The 17,787-nt window shown below is 32.3% G+C and carries 18 protein-coding genes; all 18 read left to right on the top strand.

Translation table 11 applies throughout. The features are described 5' to 3' along the window. The first annotated feature begins 6 nt into the window (after positions 1-6). Positions 7-798, top strand: a complete 792-nt coding sequence (locus AC3IF2_RS01145) for an alpha/beta fold hydrolase (RefSeq protein ID WP_489165173.1) — start codon at positions 7-9, stop codon at positions 796-798. A 65-nt stretch (positions 799-863) separates the two neighbouring features. Beyond that, positions 864-1,928, top strand: coding sequence for a class I SAM-dependent methyltransferase (locus AC3IF2_RS01140; RefSeq protein ID WP_489165172.1), 1,065 nt, complete (start codon positions 864-866; stop codon positions 1,926-1,928). 24 nt (positions 1,929-1,952) lie between these two features. After that, positions 1,953-2,996 carry an alpha/beta hydrolase gene (locus tag AC3IF2_RS01135; protein ID WP_489165171.1) on the top strand — a complete coding sequence of 348 codons (1,044 nt, stop codon included), beginning with the start codon at positions 1,953-1,955 and terminating at the stop codon, positions 2,994-2,996. An 18-nt stretch (positions 2,997-3,014) separates the two neighbouring features. Further along, positions 3,015-3,983, top strand: coding sequence for an alpha/beta fold hydrolase (locus AC3IF2_RS01130; protein WP_489165170.1), 969 nt, complete (start codon positions 3,015-3,017; stop codon positions 3,981-3,983). Between the two features lie 67 nt (positions 3,984-4,050). Continuing rightward, entirely contained in the window at positions 4,051-4,710 is a 660-nt protein-coding gene (locus AC3IF2_RS01125; protein WP_489165169.1) for a hypothetical protein, read from the top strand. Between the two features lie 56 nt (positions 4,711-4,766). Further along, complete coding sequence (locus tag AC3IF2_RS01120) at positions 4,767-5,225, top strand: lipocalin-like domain-containing protein (protein ID WP_489165168.1); 459 nt, start codon at positions 4,767-4,769, stop codon at positions 5,223-5,225. Between the two features lie 10 nt (positions 5,226-5,235). Continuing rightward, a complete protein-coding gene (locus tag AC3IF2_RS01115) occupies positions 5,236-5,706 on the top strand; it encodes a hypothetical protein (protein ID WP_489165167.1) in 471 nt (156 codons plus the stop codon). 10 nt (positions 5,707-5,716) lie between these two features. After that, positions 5,717-6,178, top strand: coding sequence for a cupin domain-containing protein (locus AC3IF2_RS01110; protein ID WP_489165166.1), 462 nt, complete (start codon positions 5,717-5,719; stop codon positions 6,176-6,178). 28 nt (positions 6,179-6,206) lie between these two features. Beyond that, on the top strand, positions 6,207-6,695 hold the full coding sequence (locus tag AC3IF2_RS01105) for a hypothetical protein (RefSeq protein WP_489165165.1): 489 nt from the start codon (positions 6,207-6,209) through the stop codon (positions 6,693-6,695). Between the two features lie 313 nt (positions 6,696-7,008). Beyond that, entirely contained in the window at positions 7,009-8,061 is a 1,053-nt protein-coding gene (locus tag AC3IF2_RS01100) for a GNAT family N-acetyltransferase (RefSeq protein ID WP_489165164.1), read from the top strand. A gap of 25 nt (positions 8,062-8,086) precedes the next feature. Further along, positions 8,087-8,824, top strand: a complete 738-nt coding sequence (locus AC3IF2_RS01095) for a ferritin-like domain-containing protein (protein WP_489165163.1) — start codon at positions 8,087-8,089, stop codon at positions 8,822-8,824. A 12-nt stretch (positions 8,825-8,836) separates the two neighbouring features. Continuing rightward, on the top strand, positions 8,837-9,532 hold the full coding sequence (locus tag AC3IF2_RS01090) for a redoxin domain-containing protein (protein WP_489165162.1): 696 nt from the start codon (positions 8,837-8,839) through the stop codon (positions 9,530-9,532). A gap of 5 nt (positions 9,533-9,537) precedes the next feature. Beyond that, entirely contained in the window at positions 9,538-10,611 is a 1,074-nt protein-coding gene (locus AC3IF2_RS01085) for a hypothetical protein (RefSeq protein ID WP_489165161.1), read from the top strand. 3 nt (positions 10,612-10,614) lie between these two features. Continuing rightward, a complete protein-coding gene (locus AC3IF2_RS01080; RefSeq protein WP_489165160.1) occupies positions 10,615-12,027 on the top strand; it encodes a cytochrome P450 in 1,413 nt (470 codons plus the stop codon). Between the two features lie 25 nt (positions 12,028-12,052). Continuing rightward, positions 12,053-12,976, top strand: coding sequence for a tRNA epoxyqueuosine(34) reductase QueG (gene queG / locus AC3IF2_RS01075; protein ID WP_489165159.1), 924 nt, complete (start codon positions 12,053-12,055; stop codon positions 12,974-12,976). 51 nt (positions 12,977-13,027) lie between these two features. Further along, complete coding sequence (locus tag AC3IF2_RS01070; RefSeq protein ID WP_489165158.1) at positions 13,028-14,740, top strand: carboxypeptidase-like regulatory domain-containing protein; 1,713 nt, start codon at positions 13,028-13,030, stop codon at positions 14,738-14,740. A gap of 66 nt (positions 14,741-14,806) precedes the next feature. Then, positions 14,807-17,080 (top strand): NADP-dependent malic enzyme, encoded by a 2,274-nt coding sequence (locus AC3IF2_RS01065; RefSeq protein ID WP_489165157.1) that lies wholly within the window; start codon positions 14,807-14,809, stop codon positions 17,078-17,080. A gap of 122 nt (positions 17,081-17,202) precedes the next feature. After that, positions 17,203-17,784 (top strand): Holliday junction branch migration protein RuvA, encoded by a 582-nt coding sequence (gene ruvA / locus AC3IF2_RS01060; RefSeq protein ID WP_489165156.1) that lies wholly within the window; start codon positions 17,203-17,205, stop codon positions 17,782-17,784. Positions 17,785-17,787 lie beyond the last annotated feature (3 nt).

Below are 17,787 nucleotides of genomic sequence, written 5' to 3'. Positions count from 1 at the left end.
TTCGTCGTGTGCCTCACCACATATGGGCAAGTAAAAGTTAATTCTAACGGGAAGTTTTTTAACTATAACGGTACCAAAATTTATTATGAAGACACTGGTGACGGAGAACCACTCTTATTACTGCATAAGTTTTTTGGTACTGCGAATAACTGGAAACCTTATGTGGAAGTTTATTCAAAGCGATTCAGGACAATTGCGATAGACATGATGGGGCATGGCCGCTCTGATATTTATAATAAAGACGATTTAGATTTTAAACATGAGGAGTACGCAAAGATGATACTTGCATTGCTCGACTCTTTAAAGTTGGAGCAAGTTAATGCTATTGGAGCAAGCAGTGGCGGTACTACACTACATTATCTCAATGTAATGCAGCCCAATAGATTTAAATCGGCTATTACAATTGGGGGACATATTTATTACAGTACGCAAGCCCGAGAGTTGATAGCAAAAATTGGAAAGGACAAATTTATGAAAGAGACTAAATATCATGGTCCTGAAAGGCAGGATTATTTGGTAAAAGCGTTCTGGAATACACTAAAACTTTCCGAAAGTGACCCATCCTTTACTCCAGATAAGTTGAACACTATCAAGGCTAATTGGTTGGTGGTACTGGGTGATGACGACCCTTTTGTTCCGTTACGACTTGGAATTGAAATGCATCAAGGCATACTCAATAGTCGGCTTTGGATTGTTCCTAAAGGTGGGCATACACCACACTTAAATTCCGATTTTCAATTTGAATTTATAAGGGTATCACTCGAATTTCTAACTGGAAAATGGAATAAAGAAGATTAACTATTTTAACCAATAGCAGAGTGTTATTTACAAAACATCATGCAACTAATTAAATACAAAACGATATGGAAACATTAGAACTAAACGAAAACAAGTTAAACACCTTATTAGGTAAAATGGTTACTGAGATGGGAGCCGCTGCTATCGGCCCACTAATTATTATTGGAGATAAATTGGGTATTTATAAAATTATGGAAAAAGAGGGCAAGGCTACCTCTACCGAATTAGCGGCTGCATCTGGTGTTAATGAAAGATATTTAAGAGAATGGTTGTCAGCTCATGCTGCATCTGGTTATGTTGAATACGATGAAGCTAATGAAATGTTCTCACTTTCACCCGAGCAAGCTTTTGTGTTTAGTAACTCAGACAGCCCTGTTTTAATGACTGGAGCATATTATGCTATTTCTTCTATGTACCACGATGTACCGACTATGGAAAAAGATTTTAAAGTTGGCAATGGAGTTTCTTGGGGTGATCATCATAGCTGTTTATTCTGTGGTACAGAAAAATTCTTTAGACCATCTTATGCTTCTAATTTAGTCCAAACCTGGCTGCCTGCTTTAGATGGTGTTATCGAAAAATTAGAGAGAGGCGCAAAAGTAGCTGATGTAGGTTGTGGTCATGCTGCTTCTACTATGATTATGGCAAGAGCCTTTCCTAATTCAGAATTTATAGGTTTCGACTTTCATCAAGGCTCTATAGATCATGCTACGGCCCACGCTAGAGAATCAGGCTTAAAAAATATTTCTTTTCAAGTAGCTACTGCCAAAGACTTTCCTGGTAATGACTACGATTTAGTATGCTTTTTTGATTGCTTACATGATATGGGAGATCCTGAAGGAGCTTGCAGACATGTTAAAAATGCCTTGAAACCAGATGGTACGTGTATGATTGTTGAACCTTTTGCAAATGACACTTTAAAGGAAAATATAAATCCTGTTGGAAGAGCATTCTATTCATTCTCAACATTGCTATGTACACCTAGCTCAATGAGTCAAGAAGTAGGTTTAGCACTCGGTGCTCAAGCAGGCGAAAAAAGATTAAGAGAAGTGGCTATAACCGGTGGCTTCAATCATTTTAGAAGAGCTACAGAAACGCCATTTAATTTGATTTTGGAAGCAAAACCATAATAACAAATTTATTATAGAAATATCATGAAAAAATTTGTTTTAATCATCCTGTTATTTTTTATAGAACCTATAGCTTATGCTCAATACCCTGAAGGATTAGTAAAAGTAGATAGCTTATATTCAAAATCATTGGAGAATACTGCTGGTGAAAATCCCACAAGGAGCATCCACATATACCTTCCTCCAGATTATAAAAAGAGTAGCAAGAGCTATCCGGTTATTTACTATTTACATGGTTTTGGAGGAACAGACAAAAGTCAGTTTGAATACAAAGGTTTTCATAAGCTATTAGACAAGGCCATAGCCACTCGAAAAATAAAACCTGTAATAGTAGTCGTTCCTAATCAGTACACTCTTTATAGGGGTAGTTTGTATTCCAATTCAACTTTTACAGGAAATTGGGCCGATTTTACTGCCAAAGATTTGGTTAGATACATAGATACTAATTATAGAACAATTAAAAACAGTAAAAGTCGTGGAATTGCCGGACATTCAATGGGTGGTTATGGTGCTGTAAAATTGTCTATGTTGTTTCCTGAAACTTTTAGCACTACATATTCACTATCTGGAGGAATTGGTTTTTATAAAGAACTAGGAGTTAAATCAAGAGTATATAAAAACTTGCAAAAAATTGATTCAAGAGAAAAACTAACTAAAGGTTATGATCATTTTTTAGAGAATTTCTTAGTCGCTCTAGGGCAAGCATTTTCACCGAATAAAAACAAACCGCCTTTTTATGCTGGCTTACCATATTCTTATAAATCAGACAGTTTGATTGTAAATTCTAAAGTAATGGAATTATGGAATAAGAATTTTCTAGTTAACCTAGCGGATGAATATACTGAAAATCTTAAAAAATTAACAGCTATAAAAATTGATTGGGGAAGGAATGATGAGTTTGATTTTGTCAAACTTGGTTGTCGAGAATTAAGTCAAAAATTGGAGAACTTAGGTGTCAATCATTATGCAGAAGAATACATCGGCGCCCATGGAAATAAACTATCGACAGATGACGGAAGAATTTTAAATGACATGCTTCCTTTTTTTGATACCTATTTAAAATTTTAAAACTCAAACTATTCAATTATGAAAACAAAATTGATTGCTACATTGATACTTGGGCTATTAGTACTTATGGTTGGTTGCAAAAAAAAGCAAGAAAGTGCTGTTGAAAAAGACACGCAGATAGAGAAAACAACAACTACACAAGAACTAAAATCTGTTCTAATTAACGATTACACTCTTAACTATTTAGATATTGGGAAAAGCGAACCTGTAGTTTTTGTGCATGGTGGCGTAGGAGATTATCGCACTTGGGAGGCACAGATGGAGGATTTCTCTAAAAAGCATCGTGTTATTGCTTATAGCAGACGTTACGCCCATCCGAACAAACAAGAAGCCAGTGATTTTAATGATTATAGTGTTACTCCTCATTCAAAAGATCTTACAAAGTTTTTAAAAACACTTAATATTGGCCCTGTTCATCTAGTCGGACATTCATATGGAGCTTTCACGTCTTTAATGACAGCTCTTGAGCATCCAGAATTGATACGTAGTCTTACCCTTGGCGAACCCCCAGTTATGTCTCTCTTGCAAAATGTTCCTGATGGAGAAAAAATTGGAAATAATTTTATTGCGAATACTCTAATACCAACTGCTGAAGCCTTTAAGAATAATCATGACGAAAAGGCTGTAGAACTATTCATAGGCGGTGTTTTAAATGATAGCCTTTATTTTTCAAAAGCGTCTCAAAAACAAAAAGATTTAATGATGGATAATGCTTTTGGTCTTAAAGGTGTCATCTTAACCGAAAATCCTTTTCCCCCATTAAGTTGTGAAGGCATTGAAAAACTAAAGATTCCAACATTACTTATAAAAGGCGATAGATCTCCAAAATTTTTAACTGCTATAACTGATGTACTAGCATCCTGTGTAAACAATGGTGAATTAAAAATTCTATCAAACGCTTCGCATGGTTTGGAGTATGAGAATCCCGCCGAGTTTAACAGAATAGTTCTTGACTTTATCAATAAACACCCAATAATTAAAAATTGATCTTTTACCTGGAACTTTATGTTTCTTGATAAGACCCTTAAACTAATATAATCTTAAACTTATTATTATGAAAAATTTAATGAAACTAGGTACACTAATAATGGCCTTATTGTTCTTTTCTTGTACTCAAGAAGACGTAATTGACACTTCTCCTAGCCTTAAAAAGGCAAACAAATCTGCCGAAGATATTTTTAGGTATGATGGTGCCATAAGAGGTACTTCTACAATTCACCGTAGTAATAATGGTGTAACAGTAAATTATAAAACTACTGGGTTAAAGCCAGGAAATGCTTATACGTTATGGCTGGTAGTTTGGAATAACCCTGAAAATTGTATAACACCAGGATCTTGTATTGATCAAGATTTTCCAAATTTTGTTAATGTAGGTTTAGAGGTAATTTATGGTTCTGGCCATGTAGTCGGTAATAGTGGTAAAGGCAACTTCTCAGCACACTTGAAAGCCGGGGATACTTCAGGCTCAGTAAACGAAGATGTTTTTGGCCTCCCTAGCGCTGGCGGATTATTGAAAGGCAATACTTTTGACGCAGAAATTCATGCAGTGTTACGAGACCACGGCCCTGCAATTCCGGGTATTATTAATGACCAAATCAATACCTACTTAGGTGGTTGTACACCAGGTTCAACAGCAATACCGCCTTTTAGTGGTGATTTCGAATCTGTAGGAGATTGTGTAGATTTTGAAGCTGCATTGCATCGTGTCCTTTAAGTTAGATAATTTTAATAAAGAGAACCCTTCTTGGGTTCTCTTTAAAAAACTTAATTATGAAAAAATTTAAAAAACTAGCAGTTCTTGCATTATTAGCATTGATAATTAGTTGTAATTCAGATGATGATTCTCAAGTTATGGTAGAACCCATTGTAGGTGTCTGGCAACCTTTAAAATTTGTAGTAGTATGCACCAATGTTGGTAGCGAAACTGAAAATTATACAGCATGTGAACAAACTGGAAGATTAACTATTAATCCTAACGGTACTTGGAACGAAACTTATTTTTATGAGAATTTTAATAATGAATGTGAAGAAGATGGTACCGATAATGGTACGTGGAGAATAGAAAATGGAAAGTTATTTGTTGAAGATAGTGGATTTGGAGAAGTAGAAATAACTTTTTTTGAAATTAATGAGAATTCTTTAAAAGTTGGTCAATTTGATAATGACCTTAGTTGTGGAAGTGATAACACATCATCTTATTTTTATAAAGAATATATTAAGATCAATTAAAATCAATATTATGAAGATAGCCATTTTTATAAGTAGTCTTTTAATTAGTTTTAGCTGTTTCACTCAAGAAAAAAGTAAGTTTTTAAGGGTATATGATTTTCAAGGAAAGAAAATAGCAAAAGGAAAAATACTATCGCTTTCAGATAGTATTTTAAAACTTAAAAAAGGTAAAAACATATTAGAAATTACAGTAGATAAAATAAACTACATCAAAACGAAACGTTCAACTGGCAATAATATTCTTATTGGTGCTTCTAGCGGAGCTGTAATTGGAGTAGTTGTAGGGTTAGCTGAAAGTAATAAAGATGATGTATTTTTAATTAAAAGACAACTCCCTCTAGTTTCTGGAATTCTTGGCAGTGGCATTGGAGCAGCCGTTGGTGGAATAAGTTCTCTCTTTAAGAAATCAAATCATTATTCTATTAATGGGGAAATTGATAGATGGAATGAATTTAAAAAATTATATAACAACTTAAACTAATAATTGAACCATGAAAACAATCATAAAAAATTTTAGTATAGCAATATTTTTCATTTTTATTTACACTACTGTAGGTGCTCAGAGTGAAATAAAAGAGAATTCAAAAGTTATTAATGTTTCAAAGCAAGATTTTCCAAAAGATAATGTAATCAATCTTTTGCAGGGCTGGAATGGTATGGCTGTAGCCATTAATAATATTCCTGCAGATACAGATTTCACCCCATTGCTTAAAAGTCAAAAAGACGGTTTATGTCAAGTACCACATTGGGGTTATCTCGAAAAAGGAAAATTAAAAATAATTCTTAAAGACAAATCCGAAAAAACTATTGTTGCAGGTGAAGTGTTTTATTTACCTCCAGGACACACGGGCATTGCGTTAGAAGACATTCGTATTATTGACTTTAGCCCAGAAAAAGAAATGGTAAAATTAGTTAAGGACATTAATAAAATAATTTCAGAGTCTAAAGATTGAATTTTCCTCAATTAACAAAACAATTATTATGAAAAGTATCCAAAGTTTTGCCATTATATTTTTACTATTTACCACTACTATAAACGCTCAAAAAGGATTTAGTGTAGAGGTAAGCATAGGGCCAACCATTGGTGAAACCCGCGAATTATTTAGTTTGAATATTCAAGGTAGTATTTATTATTTATGGAGGATTTCAGAGCACCTAGATTTAGGTTTAACTACAGGCGCTGCAATCTTCACCGGAGTAGGAACTGAAGAAGTAGGTTTATTTTCAGAAATTCCAGATGTGTATATTCCTTTCGCCTTGGCAGGAAGAATTGACCTTAGTGAAAAAGTTTTATTGGGTGCTGATATTGGTTACTCAACAGATGTAGCTGGTAGTGGTGCTTTTTATTTTAAACCTATAATATTGTATTTTGTAAGAAGAAAGTTGGCCCTTACTGCTTCTTATATTAATTTTAGTGATAGCTGGTATAATGCCTCTTCTATTAATATTGGAGTAAATGTTGGTTTTTAGTTTAAAAAAAGCATTTATTGATTACACTCTTTTACAGTCATCTATTATGAAAACTAAAATAATATCTATATCTGGAATATTTTTTTGCATAATTATATGCTTCGGATGCTCAAAAGATTCTGATATTCCTTGTGGAACTATAACGGATATTTCTATTAGTTATAGTCAAATTAGTACTATAATTTCTTACCATCTAACAGTAGAACTTAGTGATGGCTCAGTTAGGTATGATACTATTACAAGCGATAGTTATGAAGTTGGAGATGAATATTGTAATGCTACAAGAACTATCCAATGAAAAATTATCACTTTTATGATAGAATATAGACTAGCAACATTTGAAGATAATGAGCAACTATTAAATTTAACTAGTTCGACTGGTATGGCAGGAAAAATGACGTTGCGTATTGATCGTCATCCAGATTTTTTTAAACTAAATAACCTAAGAGGAGAAACCAAAGTTTATATAGCTCTCGAAGGCAACAATATAGTTGGCTCTATTTGTGTTTCGGCTCAAAGAACATTTATAAGTAAAGAAAAGTATCCGCTTTACTATATAAGTGATTTTAAAGTTGCAAAATCGCACAGAAATCTTGGTATTGGGTTAGAGTTAACCAACATGGTTGTTAAGTATCTAGAAACTCAAAATGCCGATTTCGCTTTTTTGAATGTATCAAAAGGAAATAAAAGACCTTTTGTGTTTTTTAGTAACAGAGGCCATTATCCTGATTTTCAAAATATAGGAACATTCACAACTTATCAATATATCGGATCTAACAGGAAACCTCGCAATAAAAAATTTAAGATTGAACTAACTAAAATAACGAGCGAGATTATTGAATTTTTAAATGATTATTATTCACAATACGAATTGGCTGATGTCATAACAAATAATAAAATTAAAGACACAGATTTATATATTGTTAAAGAACAAAACCGAATACTTGCAGTAATATCTATTATTGACACTATGAATTTGAAGCAAAATGTGGTACTAAAAATGCCATGGCATTTAAAATGGACTGTTGCATGCATTAATATATTTTGTAAATTTCTTAAACTATCAGAGCTTCCGAGAGAAAATGAGCCTATAAAAATGTTGTACATAAAATATCTTGCATTGAAAGAATATGATAAAAACCTACTATCAACTATTTTTTCATTTACAAAACAACTCACTTATGATAAGTCTTATTCGTTTATTTCAATAAGTGCACATAAAAACGACATCTTACTTCAAAAATTACCCAAGTTTATAAGGTTCAAATTTCAATCTGTAGGAATGCTAGTAAGTATGAAAGACAGCAATAAACTAATGAGCTTAATAAAAAAGGGAATGATATTTCGAGATTATTCTTCAGTCTAATAACAAAATTTTTAAATTAATAACTATGGAAACAATTAATAATCATTTTAAAAGCATTGAAGAATTTAATGTAATTTCAGATGTTTTTTCACAAGCAATAACTGGAGAACTTATTGGTATGTCCAATTTTGCATCCTTATCCGGAACAATAGATGATCCTCATGAAAAAATGGAAGCAGTTGAACATGCCGATAGTGAACGACAACATGCAGAAGGGTTTCTAGCATATGCAAATAAATTAGGTTTAAACGTTAAGATTAATTTAAAAGGTGAATATTGGGGACGCGTTAGAAAAGTGTTTTTAAAATATGCCCAACAGAATGATTTCATAGCTTGCCTTATAATTCAGGAAGTAATGTTAGAAGCATACGCCGTTGCTATGTATTCTGATGTTGGGAATGCCTTAAAAGAAGATGCCGGGAAATTATTTCGATCAATTGCTGATGAAGAAAAAGAGCACATGGATCATTCTACAGAAATACTACGTGAAGAGTTAGAAAAGAACCCTCAAGAATTCTTAAATAAGTTTGAAGAAATTCATTATGATTGTATGACTATTTTGGCAGAATTTTCTGCAACTTCTAAATGCGAAACTAGCTGCGGTGTCTGCCAGGGAGATTGTTTAAAAACTTCTTTAAATCATATAGATCTAGATGTCACTAACATGCGCGGTAATGCTCTTGCACTATATGCCAGGGCTTTAGATAACATTGGTATTCCCGGTGAAAAATCAATTCAATGGATTGCTAACTTACCAGCCTAAAATAAATCTAAGATGATCTATAAACATAACGTTTTAGAGTTGCCTTTACATTTAGGTATAAGTGCTATTTATATCATTATAAAATTTATTATTTCACCTTTTCTTTATATAGTAAAGGCAATTGGTATAAACTCTAAATTTCTAACAAAATTAGACTCATCAATAAACAGAGCTGTATTGCCTTTAACAGAAAAACCGGATAGTATTCATCGATTAGATGTTAAGTCAAAATTAAAAGAGGGAGATATAATACCCTCCGTGGAATTAAATTTTTTAAATGGAAGAACGTATCTACTCAAAGAATATATAGGTCTACCGCTTTTAATAATTTTTGTTCGTGGTAGCTGGTGTTCTTATTCACGACTGCATCTAGCTGATTTTATGTCTAATAAAAATAAGTTTGATGATGCGGGCATTAAATTATTAGCTATTACAGCTTATTCAGATCAAAAATGGTGGCATTCTAAAGGTATTGAGATACCGATGTATGTAGATTCAAAAGGAGAGATATTTAAAAAATTTGGAGTACAGATTGATTCATGGATTGAACATACTTGGGGGCGTAATTTACCACATGAATCCGTTTTCCTCTTTGATAAAAATGGTGTTTTAGTATTTAATGATATACGTAAAGTTAATAGTATTCTTCCTGGGCAACGATTTTTAGGCAGCAGTACTTTATTAGAATATGGCCACAAATTATTATAAATTTAATGTCTGAGCTTCAAAATACTGAACAATTAGATTTCGCTGTTATTGGTCATCAAGATAGTTGGTCTACTATAGAATCTTTTATTAATGGCATAAGACATATTGAAGCAGAATCTCTATCTCTTGAAAAAATAAAAAGCACCTTTGGTTATATACCTCCAAGAGGTGTTTTTAGAATGAAAGTACAATCAAAGACTGGCGCAATAATAAATGGCATATACATTGAGACTTTTATCGAACCCGATAAATTAGATATCCGCTATTTAAGAGCTAATATCAATAAAGTTAATGATGCAATAGCAGTTGCTCAAAAACTTAAAGCAAAAATTATTGCTCTAGGAGGTTTTACGTCTATTGTATTAGAGGGTAATTTAAATGCTTTCAATACATCAGAGGCAAAAATCACAACAGGAAATTCTCTCACATGCGCTTATATATTAAAGGGAATTCTAAAAGCTTCTAAAAAAATCAATATTGAATTAGAAAATAGTAATGTTTTAATCATTGGTGCAACTGGAGATATTGGAATTGCCTGTACAAATTATTTGAAAGGAAATATAAAACGACTGTTGTTATGCGCAAGAAATAAGCGACGATTGAAAAATTTCTCAAATGAAATTTCAAAAGAAGGTTACTCAGTAGAATACAACACAGATATAAATCAATTAGCATCTAATGCTGATATAATTATTAGTGTGGCAAGTTCAAACAATATTAAAATTAAAAATTATAAAAACCCTGTACTAATTTGTGATGCTGGTTACCCAAAGAATTTAGAATTAATAATTAATAATGAGTCGGGAATTTATCTATTTCATGGGGGAATGGGACAAATAGGTTATGGTTATGATTTCATTCCTGATTATACGAAATACTTTTACAAATATCCTTCACCACATATTGGGCATGGTTGCATATTAGAAGCTATTGTATTAGCATTTGAAGAAAAATTTGAAAACTATTCGAGCGGGAAAGGCAAAATAACCAATCAGAAAATTGATAAAATTTATGCCATGAGCATAAAACATGGGTTGAGAATAGCTCCTTTCTATAATTCAAAAGGACTATGGAAATAAATTATGAAAATTTCTAATATCGACACCCCAATGATATCTGAAAAAAATGAACATCCTAGGATTGAGCGCCTAAGAGAAAGAGGTTTTTTTAGTAACACGCGTCTTATTTTGAAAAACCCTGTCAATTTTTTAGGAACTATCGTAAAGCAATACGGTCCTGTAGTTCAAATAAATATTATCGGAAAAAAATATGTGATTCTACAAGATCCAGATTTTATTAAGCATGTCTTATTAGATCATCAAAAAATCTATAATAAATTTGGGATAACTAAGATACTTCGACTTTTTTTTGGTGAGGGATTGGTAACTAGTAATGGAGAAAAATGGGTAAGAAAAAGGCGGCTTATTCAACCAGCTTTTCATCATCAAAGAATAGTACACATTCTTGATATCATTAATCAGGAAACAACTGATCTTATTCAACTCTTTCATAAATTACCATCTGGTAGCGAAATAGATATAAGTCGAGAAATGCTAAAATTAAATGTTTCCATAGTTAATAGGGCTCTGTTCAGCCATAATAATAAGGAAGAGATGGAAACTATGGTATCAGTATTAGAAGACCTTACCGACTATGCTACTCAATGGATGAAGCGCCCCATTAAAATACCTATAAGCTGGCCTACATCTTCAAACAAAAGATTCCATAAGAACTGTAAAAGGTATGATCAATTAGTTTTTACAATAATCGAAAGAAGAAGAACTTATAGAAAGAACAGCGGGCTCCAACCACATCATGATTTATTAGATATGCTTTTGGATGATATTGACAACGATACTCCTCAAGAAAAAGCAAACAGGAAATTGCGAGACGATATAACTACAATGTTTATGGCTGGTCATGACACCACTGCACAAACATTAAGTTGGATATTCTATGAACTCGCTAAAAATAAGGAAATTAGCAGAAAACTAAGAACAGAGTTAACAGAATTATTAAACCAAAAATCACTTAATCTTAACATCATATCTAAATTAAATTATACAAATAAAGTTATAAAAGAAGGGATGAGGCACTATCCTTCTATAAGTGCGATACAGCGTAGACCATACAAAGAAGATTTAATTAAAGGATTAAAATTTAAGAAATCAACACATCTTTTAATCAATATCTATGGCATGCACCATCATCCCAAATATTGGGAAAATCCTGAAATATTTAATCCCGAAAGATTCACAGCTGAAGCTATAAAACAGCGACCATCATTTGTATATCTTCCTTTTGGAGGTGGCCCAAGACGATGCATAGGAAGCAATTTTGCAACAATCGTTATACAAGCTGTAATAAGTCACATTTTTAAAGATTTTGAATTTGATGTTCCAAAAGGATATAAGCCTATAATTGTGCCGAACATTACTATTAAACCTAAGGATGGAATTATGTTAATTATGCGAAAGGTAAACCAAAAATCATAAATTAGCATATATCAACTAACAAAATTTGAGCATTAAAACTAAAAACACAAAAATCATAAAATCCGAAGCCAAACGCCTCGGGTTTTTGTCTTGCGGTATAAGCAAGGCCGAGTTTTTAGAAGAGGAAGCTCCTCGCTTAGAAAAATGGTTGAGTCAAAATATGCATGGCGAAATGCGCTACATGGAAAATCACTTTGATAAACGACTTGACCCTACTAAATTGGTTAATGGTTCAAGGTCGGTTATTTCTTTACTATACAATTATTATTCTTCTCAAGAACAGCAAGATAAAGCTGCACCTAAAATTTCAAAATATGCTTATGGAACTGATTATCATTTTGTCATCAAAGACAAATTAAAAAATCTACTCAATTTTATTCAAGAAAAAATTGGTAAAGTACACGGTAGGGCTTTTGTAGATTCTGCACCTGTCTTAGACAAAGCTTGGGCAGCAAAATCTGGTTTAGGATGGATCGGTAAACATAGTAATCTGCTTACGCAACAAGTAGGTTCTTTTTACTTTATTGCAGAGTTAATTATTGATCTAGAGTTAGAGTATGACACACCAACTACAGATCATTGCGGCACTTGCACAGCTTGTATAGATGCTTGCCCAACACAAGCAATTGTAGAACCTTTTGTAGTGGATGGGTCTAAATGCATCTCCTACTTCACCATTGAATTAAAAGAAGAATTACCTACATCCTATAAAGATAAATTTGATAACTGGATGTTCGGCTGTGATGTTTGCCAGGATGTTTGTCCTTGGAATCGTTTTTCAAAACCTCACAATGAGCCTCTATTCAATCCGCATCCAGAATTACTTTCTATGTCTAAAAATGACTGGGAAGAAATAACAGAAGATGTGTTTAAAAAAGTTTTCAAAAAATCCGCAGTAAAGCGAACAAAATTTTCTGGTTTAAAACGAAATATTCAATTTTTGAAATAGCCAAAAAACAATAACAAGTCTTTTTTGTAACTTTAATCAAATTATCATATAATGAAGTATTTCTCACTTTTGTTCATATACTTTTCATTACTATTTCTTATTCCAATTTCTACAAACGCACAAGAAAGTAACAACAAACAAGTAAAAATAAGTGGTATAGTAACTCATAAAAGTATTCCTTTGGAAAATGTTAATGTTATAATTAAGAGTCGAAATACTGGTACTAAAACAGACAAGAATGGAAACTTTTCTTTAAAAGTTCGCAAAGATGATGTATTACAATTTAGTCATATAGGCTACTCAACAATTAGTATAAAGATAAAGAACGATAGTAAAATAAATATTGAAATGACTCCTGAGACCTATGTGCTTGAAGAAACTGTGCTAAAAGAAGTAAAAAGGAAATCAGAAAATTTAAGAGAAGCTGACAAGCCATTTCAAACCTCTAAAGAAAATATAGACCCCCGGTCTGCTAGCTATAATATTTCTTATGTAAAAAACAATGAAGTCAACTCATATACATCAATAGTAGATGCCATACTAGCTCGAGCTCCTAGTTATAAAGTAAAAACAAATAGTGATGGGGTTAAACAGGGCTTTATCAGAGGATTGCCGGTGCTTTGGGAAATTGATGGGTTTGTAACTGATACTGAACCTCCCTTGATTTTAGCCAACATAAAAGATATTCGTATTCTTGGTCCCTCAGCAGCTGTTAATTATGGAATGAAATGTAAAGGTACTGGAGGAATAGGTAGTTTAGCAGGTTGTGGAGGAATAATAGTCATAAAAATGAAAAAAGCAGATGAAAGAAAGTCTGATCAAGAAGGAAAAAATAGAATTAATAAGATATTAAGTAGTATTAAAAATACTAATCAAACAGAAAAATACAATAGTCTCTATCTTAAAACAATTAGAAAAATAGATGATACAAAAAAAGCATTTAATTATTGTAATAAAATATTAAATAAGAAAAAGAATGTTTATTATGATGATTTACAATTAATAGTTGTTTTTTTAAAGCGTTATCAACAAATTAATCTTTTTAAGGATTTATTAGAAATTTATTTAAAGAAGTATAATCAAAGTACAAATGCTCTCAAGGCATTGGCATTTGAATTACAAGCACAAAAAATGAAAAATGAGTCTATAAAAGTATATAAAGCTATATTTAATAAAATAGGTAAAGAAGCTCAATCATATAGAGATTTAGCAAATGCTTTTAGTGAAAACAAAGAATTTAAAAATGCTTCAAGCTTATATTTAGATTATCTAAAAACTAGTAATTCTTTTTCTGAAAAAAATATAGATAAAATAATTTATAATGAACTAGAATGGATATACTTTAATAAAAAAAATGACTTTTTCTCCAAATATAATTTTATTCCTTATAATAAATCTAGAGGAGAGTTTAGAAAAGATGTGAGGTTAATTTTAGAATGGAACAATCCATATATTTCATTTAATGTAGAATTCGATAATAAAGAAGAAGGTCCTATGGTTTACCAACGTAACAATAATGAATCTTTTGAAAAAGAAATTTTTACAATTGAAGAATTTTTAATTTCTAAGATTGGTAAAGAAGATTGGAATATAAATTTGACCTATTTTGGAGATAAAAAGAAAGCTACATATTTTAGAGCAACCTGCTATTATAACTGGGGAAAAGAAAATCAACATAACGAAACAAAGACTTTCCTAATAGTTGGTGAATACGAAAAAGTGCATCTTTTTAATATATCAAGTAAATCTATTACTGTAGAATAAATTAGAAATCAATATTTATTTTCAACAAACCTTTTACCTTTGTATTACTAACTCTAATACTTTTCAATGAGCAATAGCAAGCAGAAACGTGAGGCTTTAGAATATCATGCTAAACCAAAACCAGGAAAAATTCAGGTATTACCAACAAAAAAATATGCTACCCAACGTGATTTATCCCTAGCATATTCTCCTGGAGTTGCTGAACCTTGCTTAGCCATTGCCGATAATAAAAAAGATGTATACAAATATACATCTAAAGGTAATTTAGTAGCTGTAATTTCTAACGGAACAGCTGTATTAGGTTTAGGGAATATTGGCCCTGAAGCTTCAAAACCAGTAATGGAAGGTAAAGGGTTGCTTTTTAAAATTTTTGCCGATATAGATGTTTTTGATATTGAAGTTGATGCGACTGATGTAGATAAGTTTGTTGAAACTGTTAAAGCCATTGCTCCTACTTTTGGTGGAATAAATCTTGAAGACATAAAAGCTCCTGAGGCTTTTGAAATTGAACGGCGTTTAAAGGAAGAATTAGATATTCCTGTAATGCATGATGATCAGCATGGCACAGCAATTATTTCTGCTGCTGCTTTAAAAAATGCTTGTGAAATTGCTAAAAAGGATATTTCTAAAGTACAAATTGTTGTTAGTGGCGCTGGTGCGGCTGCAATTTCATGTTCTAGATTATATATTAGTATTGGTGCTGACCCTAAGAATATTGTGATGCTTGATAGCAAAGGGGTAATTAGAACCAATAGAGAAAATCTACCTCCGTCAAAAGCAGAATTTGCAACCGACAAAAATGTAGACACCCTGGATGAAGCTATGAAAGGTACTGATGTTTTTATCGGCTTGTCGCAAGGAAATATTGTAACTCAAGAGATGATAATATCTATGGCAAAGAACCCTATTGTATTTGCTATGGCAAATCCTGATCCTGAAATTGCCTATGATTTGGCCATCAATACAAGAGATGATATCATTATGGCAACTGGTAGATCTGATCATCCTAATCAGGTAAATAATGTTTTAGGTTTTCCATTTATATTTAGAGGAGCTTTAGATGTACGTGCAACAGCAATTAACGAAGAAATGAAGTTAGCCGCAGTACATGCATTAGCTGATCTTGCGAAACACCCTGTACCAGAACAAGTAAATATTGTATATGATGAAGTAAGTCTGGCTTTTGGTAAAGAATACATAATCCCTAAACCATTTGACCCACGATTGATCTACGAAATTCCTCCAGCTATAGCTAAAGCAGCAATGGAATCTGGAGTAGCTACTGAACCAATAGAAGATTGGACTGCGTACCAAGATGAGCTTATGGAGCGTCTAGGCACTGGTAGTAAAGTGGTTCGCTTATTACATAATAGAGCAAAAGCTAATCCTAAAAAAGTAGTTTTTGCTGAAGCTGATCATTTAGATGTGCTTAAAGCTGCACAAATTGTATACGATGAAGGCATAGGCATTCCTATTTTATTAGGTGATCGAGAGACAATCTTAGAGCTAAAAGAAGAAATTAGTTTTAGTGGTGAAGTAGAAATTATCGACCCTAAAACATCAGAAGAAAAAGATAGAAGAAATCGTTTTGCAGATAAATACTGGGCTTCACGTCAACGAAAAGGCATTAAGTTATTAGATGCTCAAAAATGGATGCGAGAGCGTAATTATTTTGCAGCTATGATGGTGAATGAAGGAGAGGCTGATGCATTGATAACTGGTTATACCCGTAATTATGCTACAGTTGTAAAGCCTATGTTAGAATTAATTGGCATGGTTAAAGGGGTTACTAGAATAGCAGCTTCTAACTTAATGCTGACAAAAAAAGGACCAATTTTTTTAGCAGATACAACAATAAATATTAATCCAACATCTGAGCAGCTAGCAAAAATATCTCAGTTGACAGCATCTCTTGCAAAATTATTTAACATTAAACCAAACATAGCAATGTTATCTTATTCTAATTTTGGCGCTTCACAGACTGAAAATTCTATAAAAATTGCAGAAGCAATTAAATATATTCATAAGAATTTCCCTAATGTTGTTGTTGATGGAGAAGTCCAAGCAGATTTTGCATTAAATTCTGAACTTTTAAAGAAAGAATTTCCATTTTCAAAGCTAGTCGGCAAAAAAGCTAATGTGTTGATATTTCCTAATTTAGATTCGGCAAACATCACCTATAAAATGATGAAAGAATTGTATGAAGCTGAGTCAATTGGACCTATTATGCTGGGGTTAAAAAAGCCTGCTCATATCTTGCAATTGGGTGCTAGTGTTGACGAAATGGTAAATATGACTGCAGTTGCAGTAATTGATGCTCAAGAAAAGGCTAAACTTTAATTTAAATTTGTTTTATTTGTAACGCATAAACTTATTCAAAACTCATATATGGCATAAAACTACTTTTCTAATTAACTAAAAATTTAATTAAACAATTTTTGGTTGCTAAATTTTACTGATTAATGATTACTCATTTAAGAGGAAAGCTAGTTGAAAAAAATCCTACTTATGCTATTGTTGAATGTAATGGAGTTGGTTACTTTCTTAATATATCACTAAATACTTATTCGAATATTCCCGATAGTGAAGCAGTAATGCTTTACACGCATTTATCGATTAGAGAAGATGCCCATACCCTGTTTGGTTTTGCAGATAAAACCGAGCGTGAAATCTTTAAATTACTGGTGTCCGTTTCTGGTGTAGGCCCTAGTATAGCAAGAACCATGTTGTCATCGATGACTTCAGAACAAATTCAACAAGCTATAGCATCAGAAGATGTTGCTGTAATTCAATCTGTTAAAGGTATTGGTGCTAAAACAGCGCAACGTGTAATTGTAGATCTAAAAGATAAAATCTTAAAAACATACGAAATCTCTGAAAATGATGTTAAATCTAACAATACTATAAAGGAAGAAGCGTTATCTGCTTTAGAGGTTCTTGGGTTCTCTAGAAAACAAGTAGATAGGATAGTTCAAAAGATTATTCAAGAATCACCAAGTATAAGTCTTGAAGCTATTATTAAGCAAGCACTTAAAAACTTGTAACTA

The sequence above is a fragment of the Maritimimonas rapanae genome, from assembly GCF_057837205.1.
Note: the sequence above shows the minus strand (reverse complement) of the source record. Positions and strands in the feature narration are given on the sequence as shown.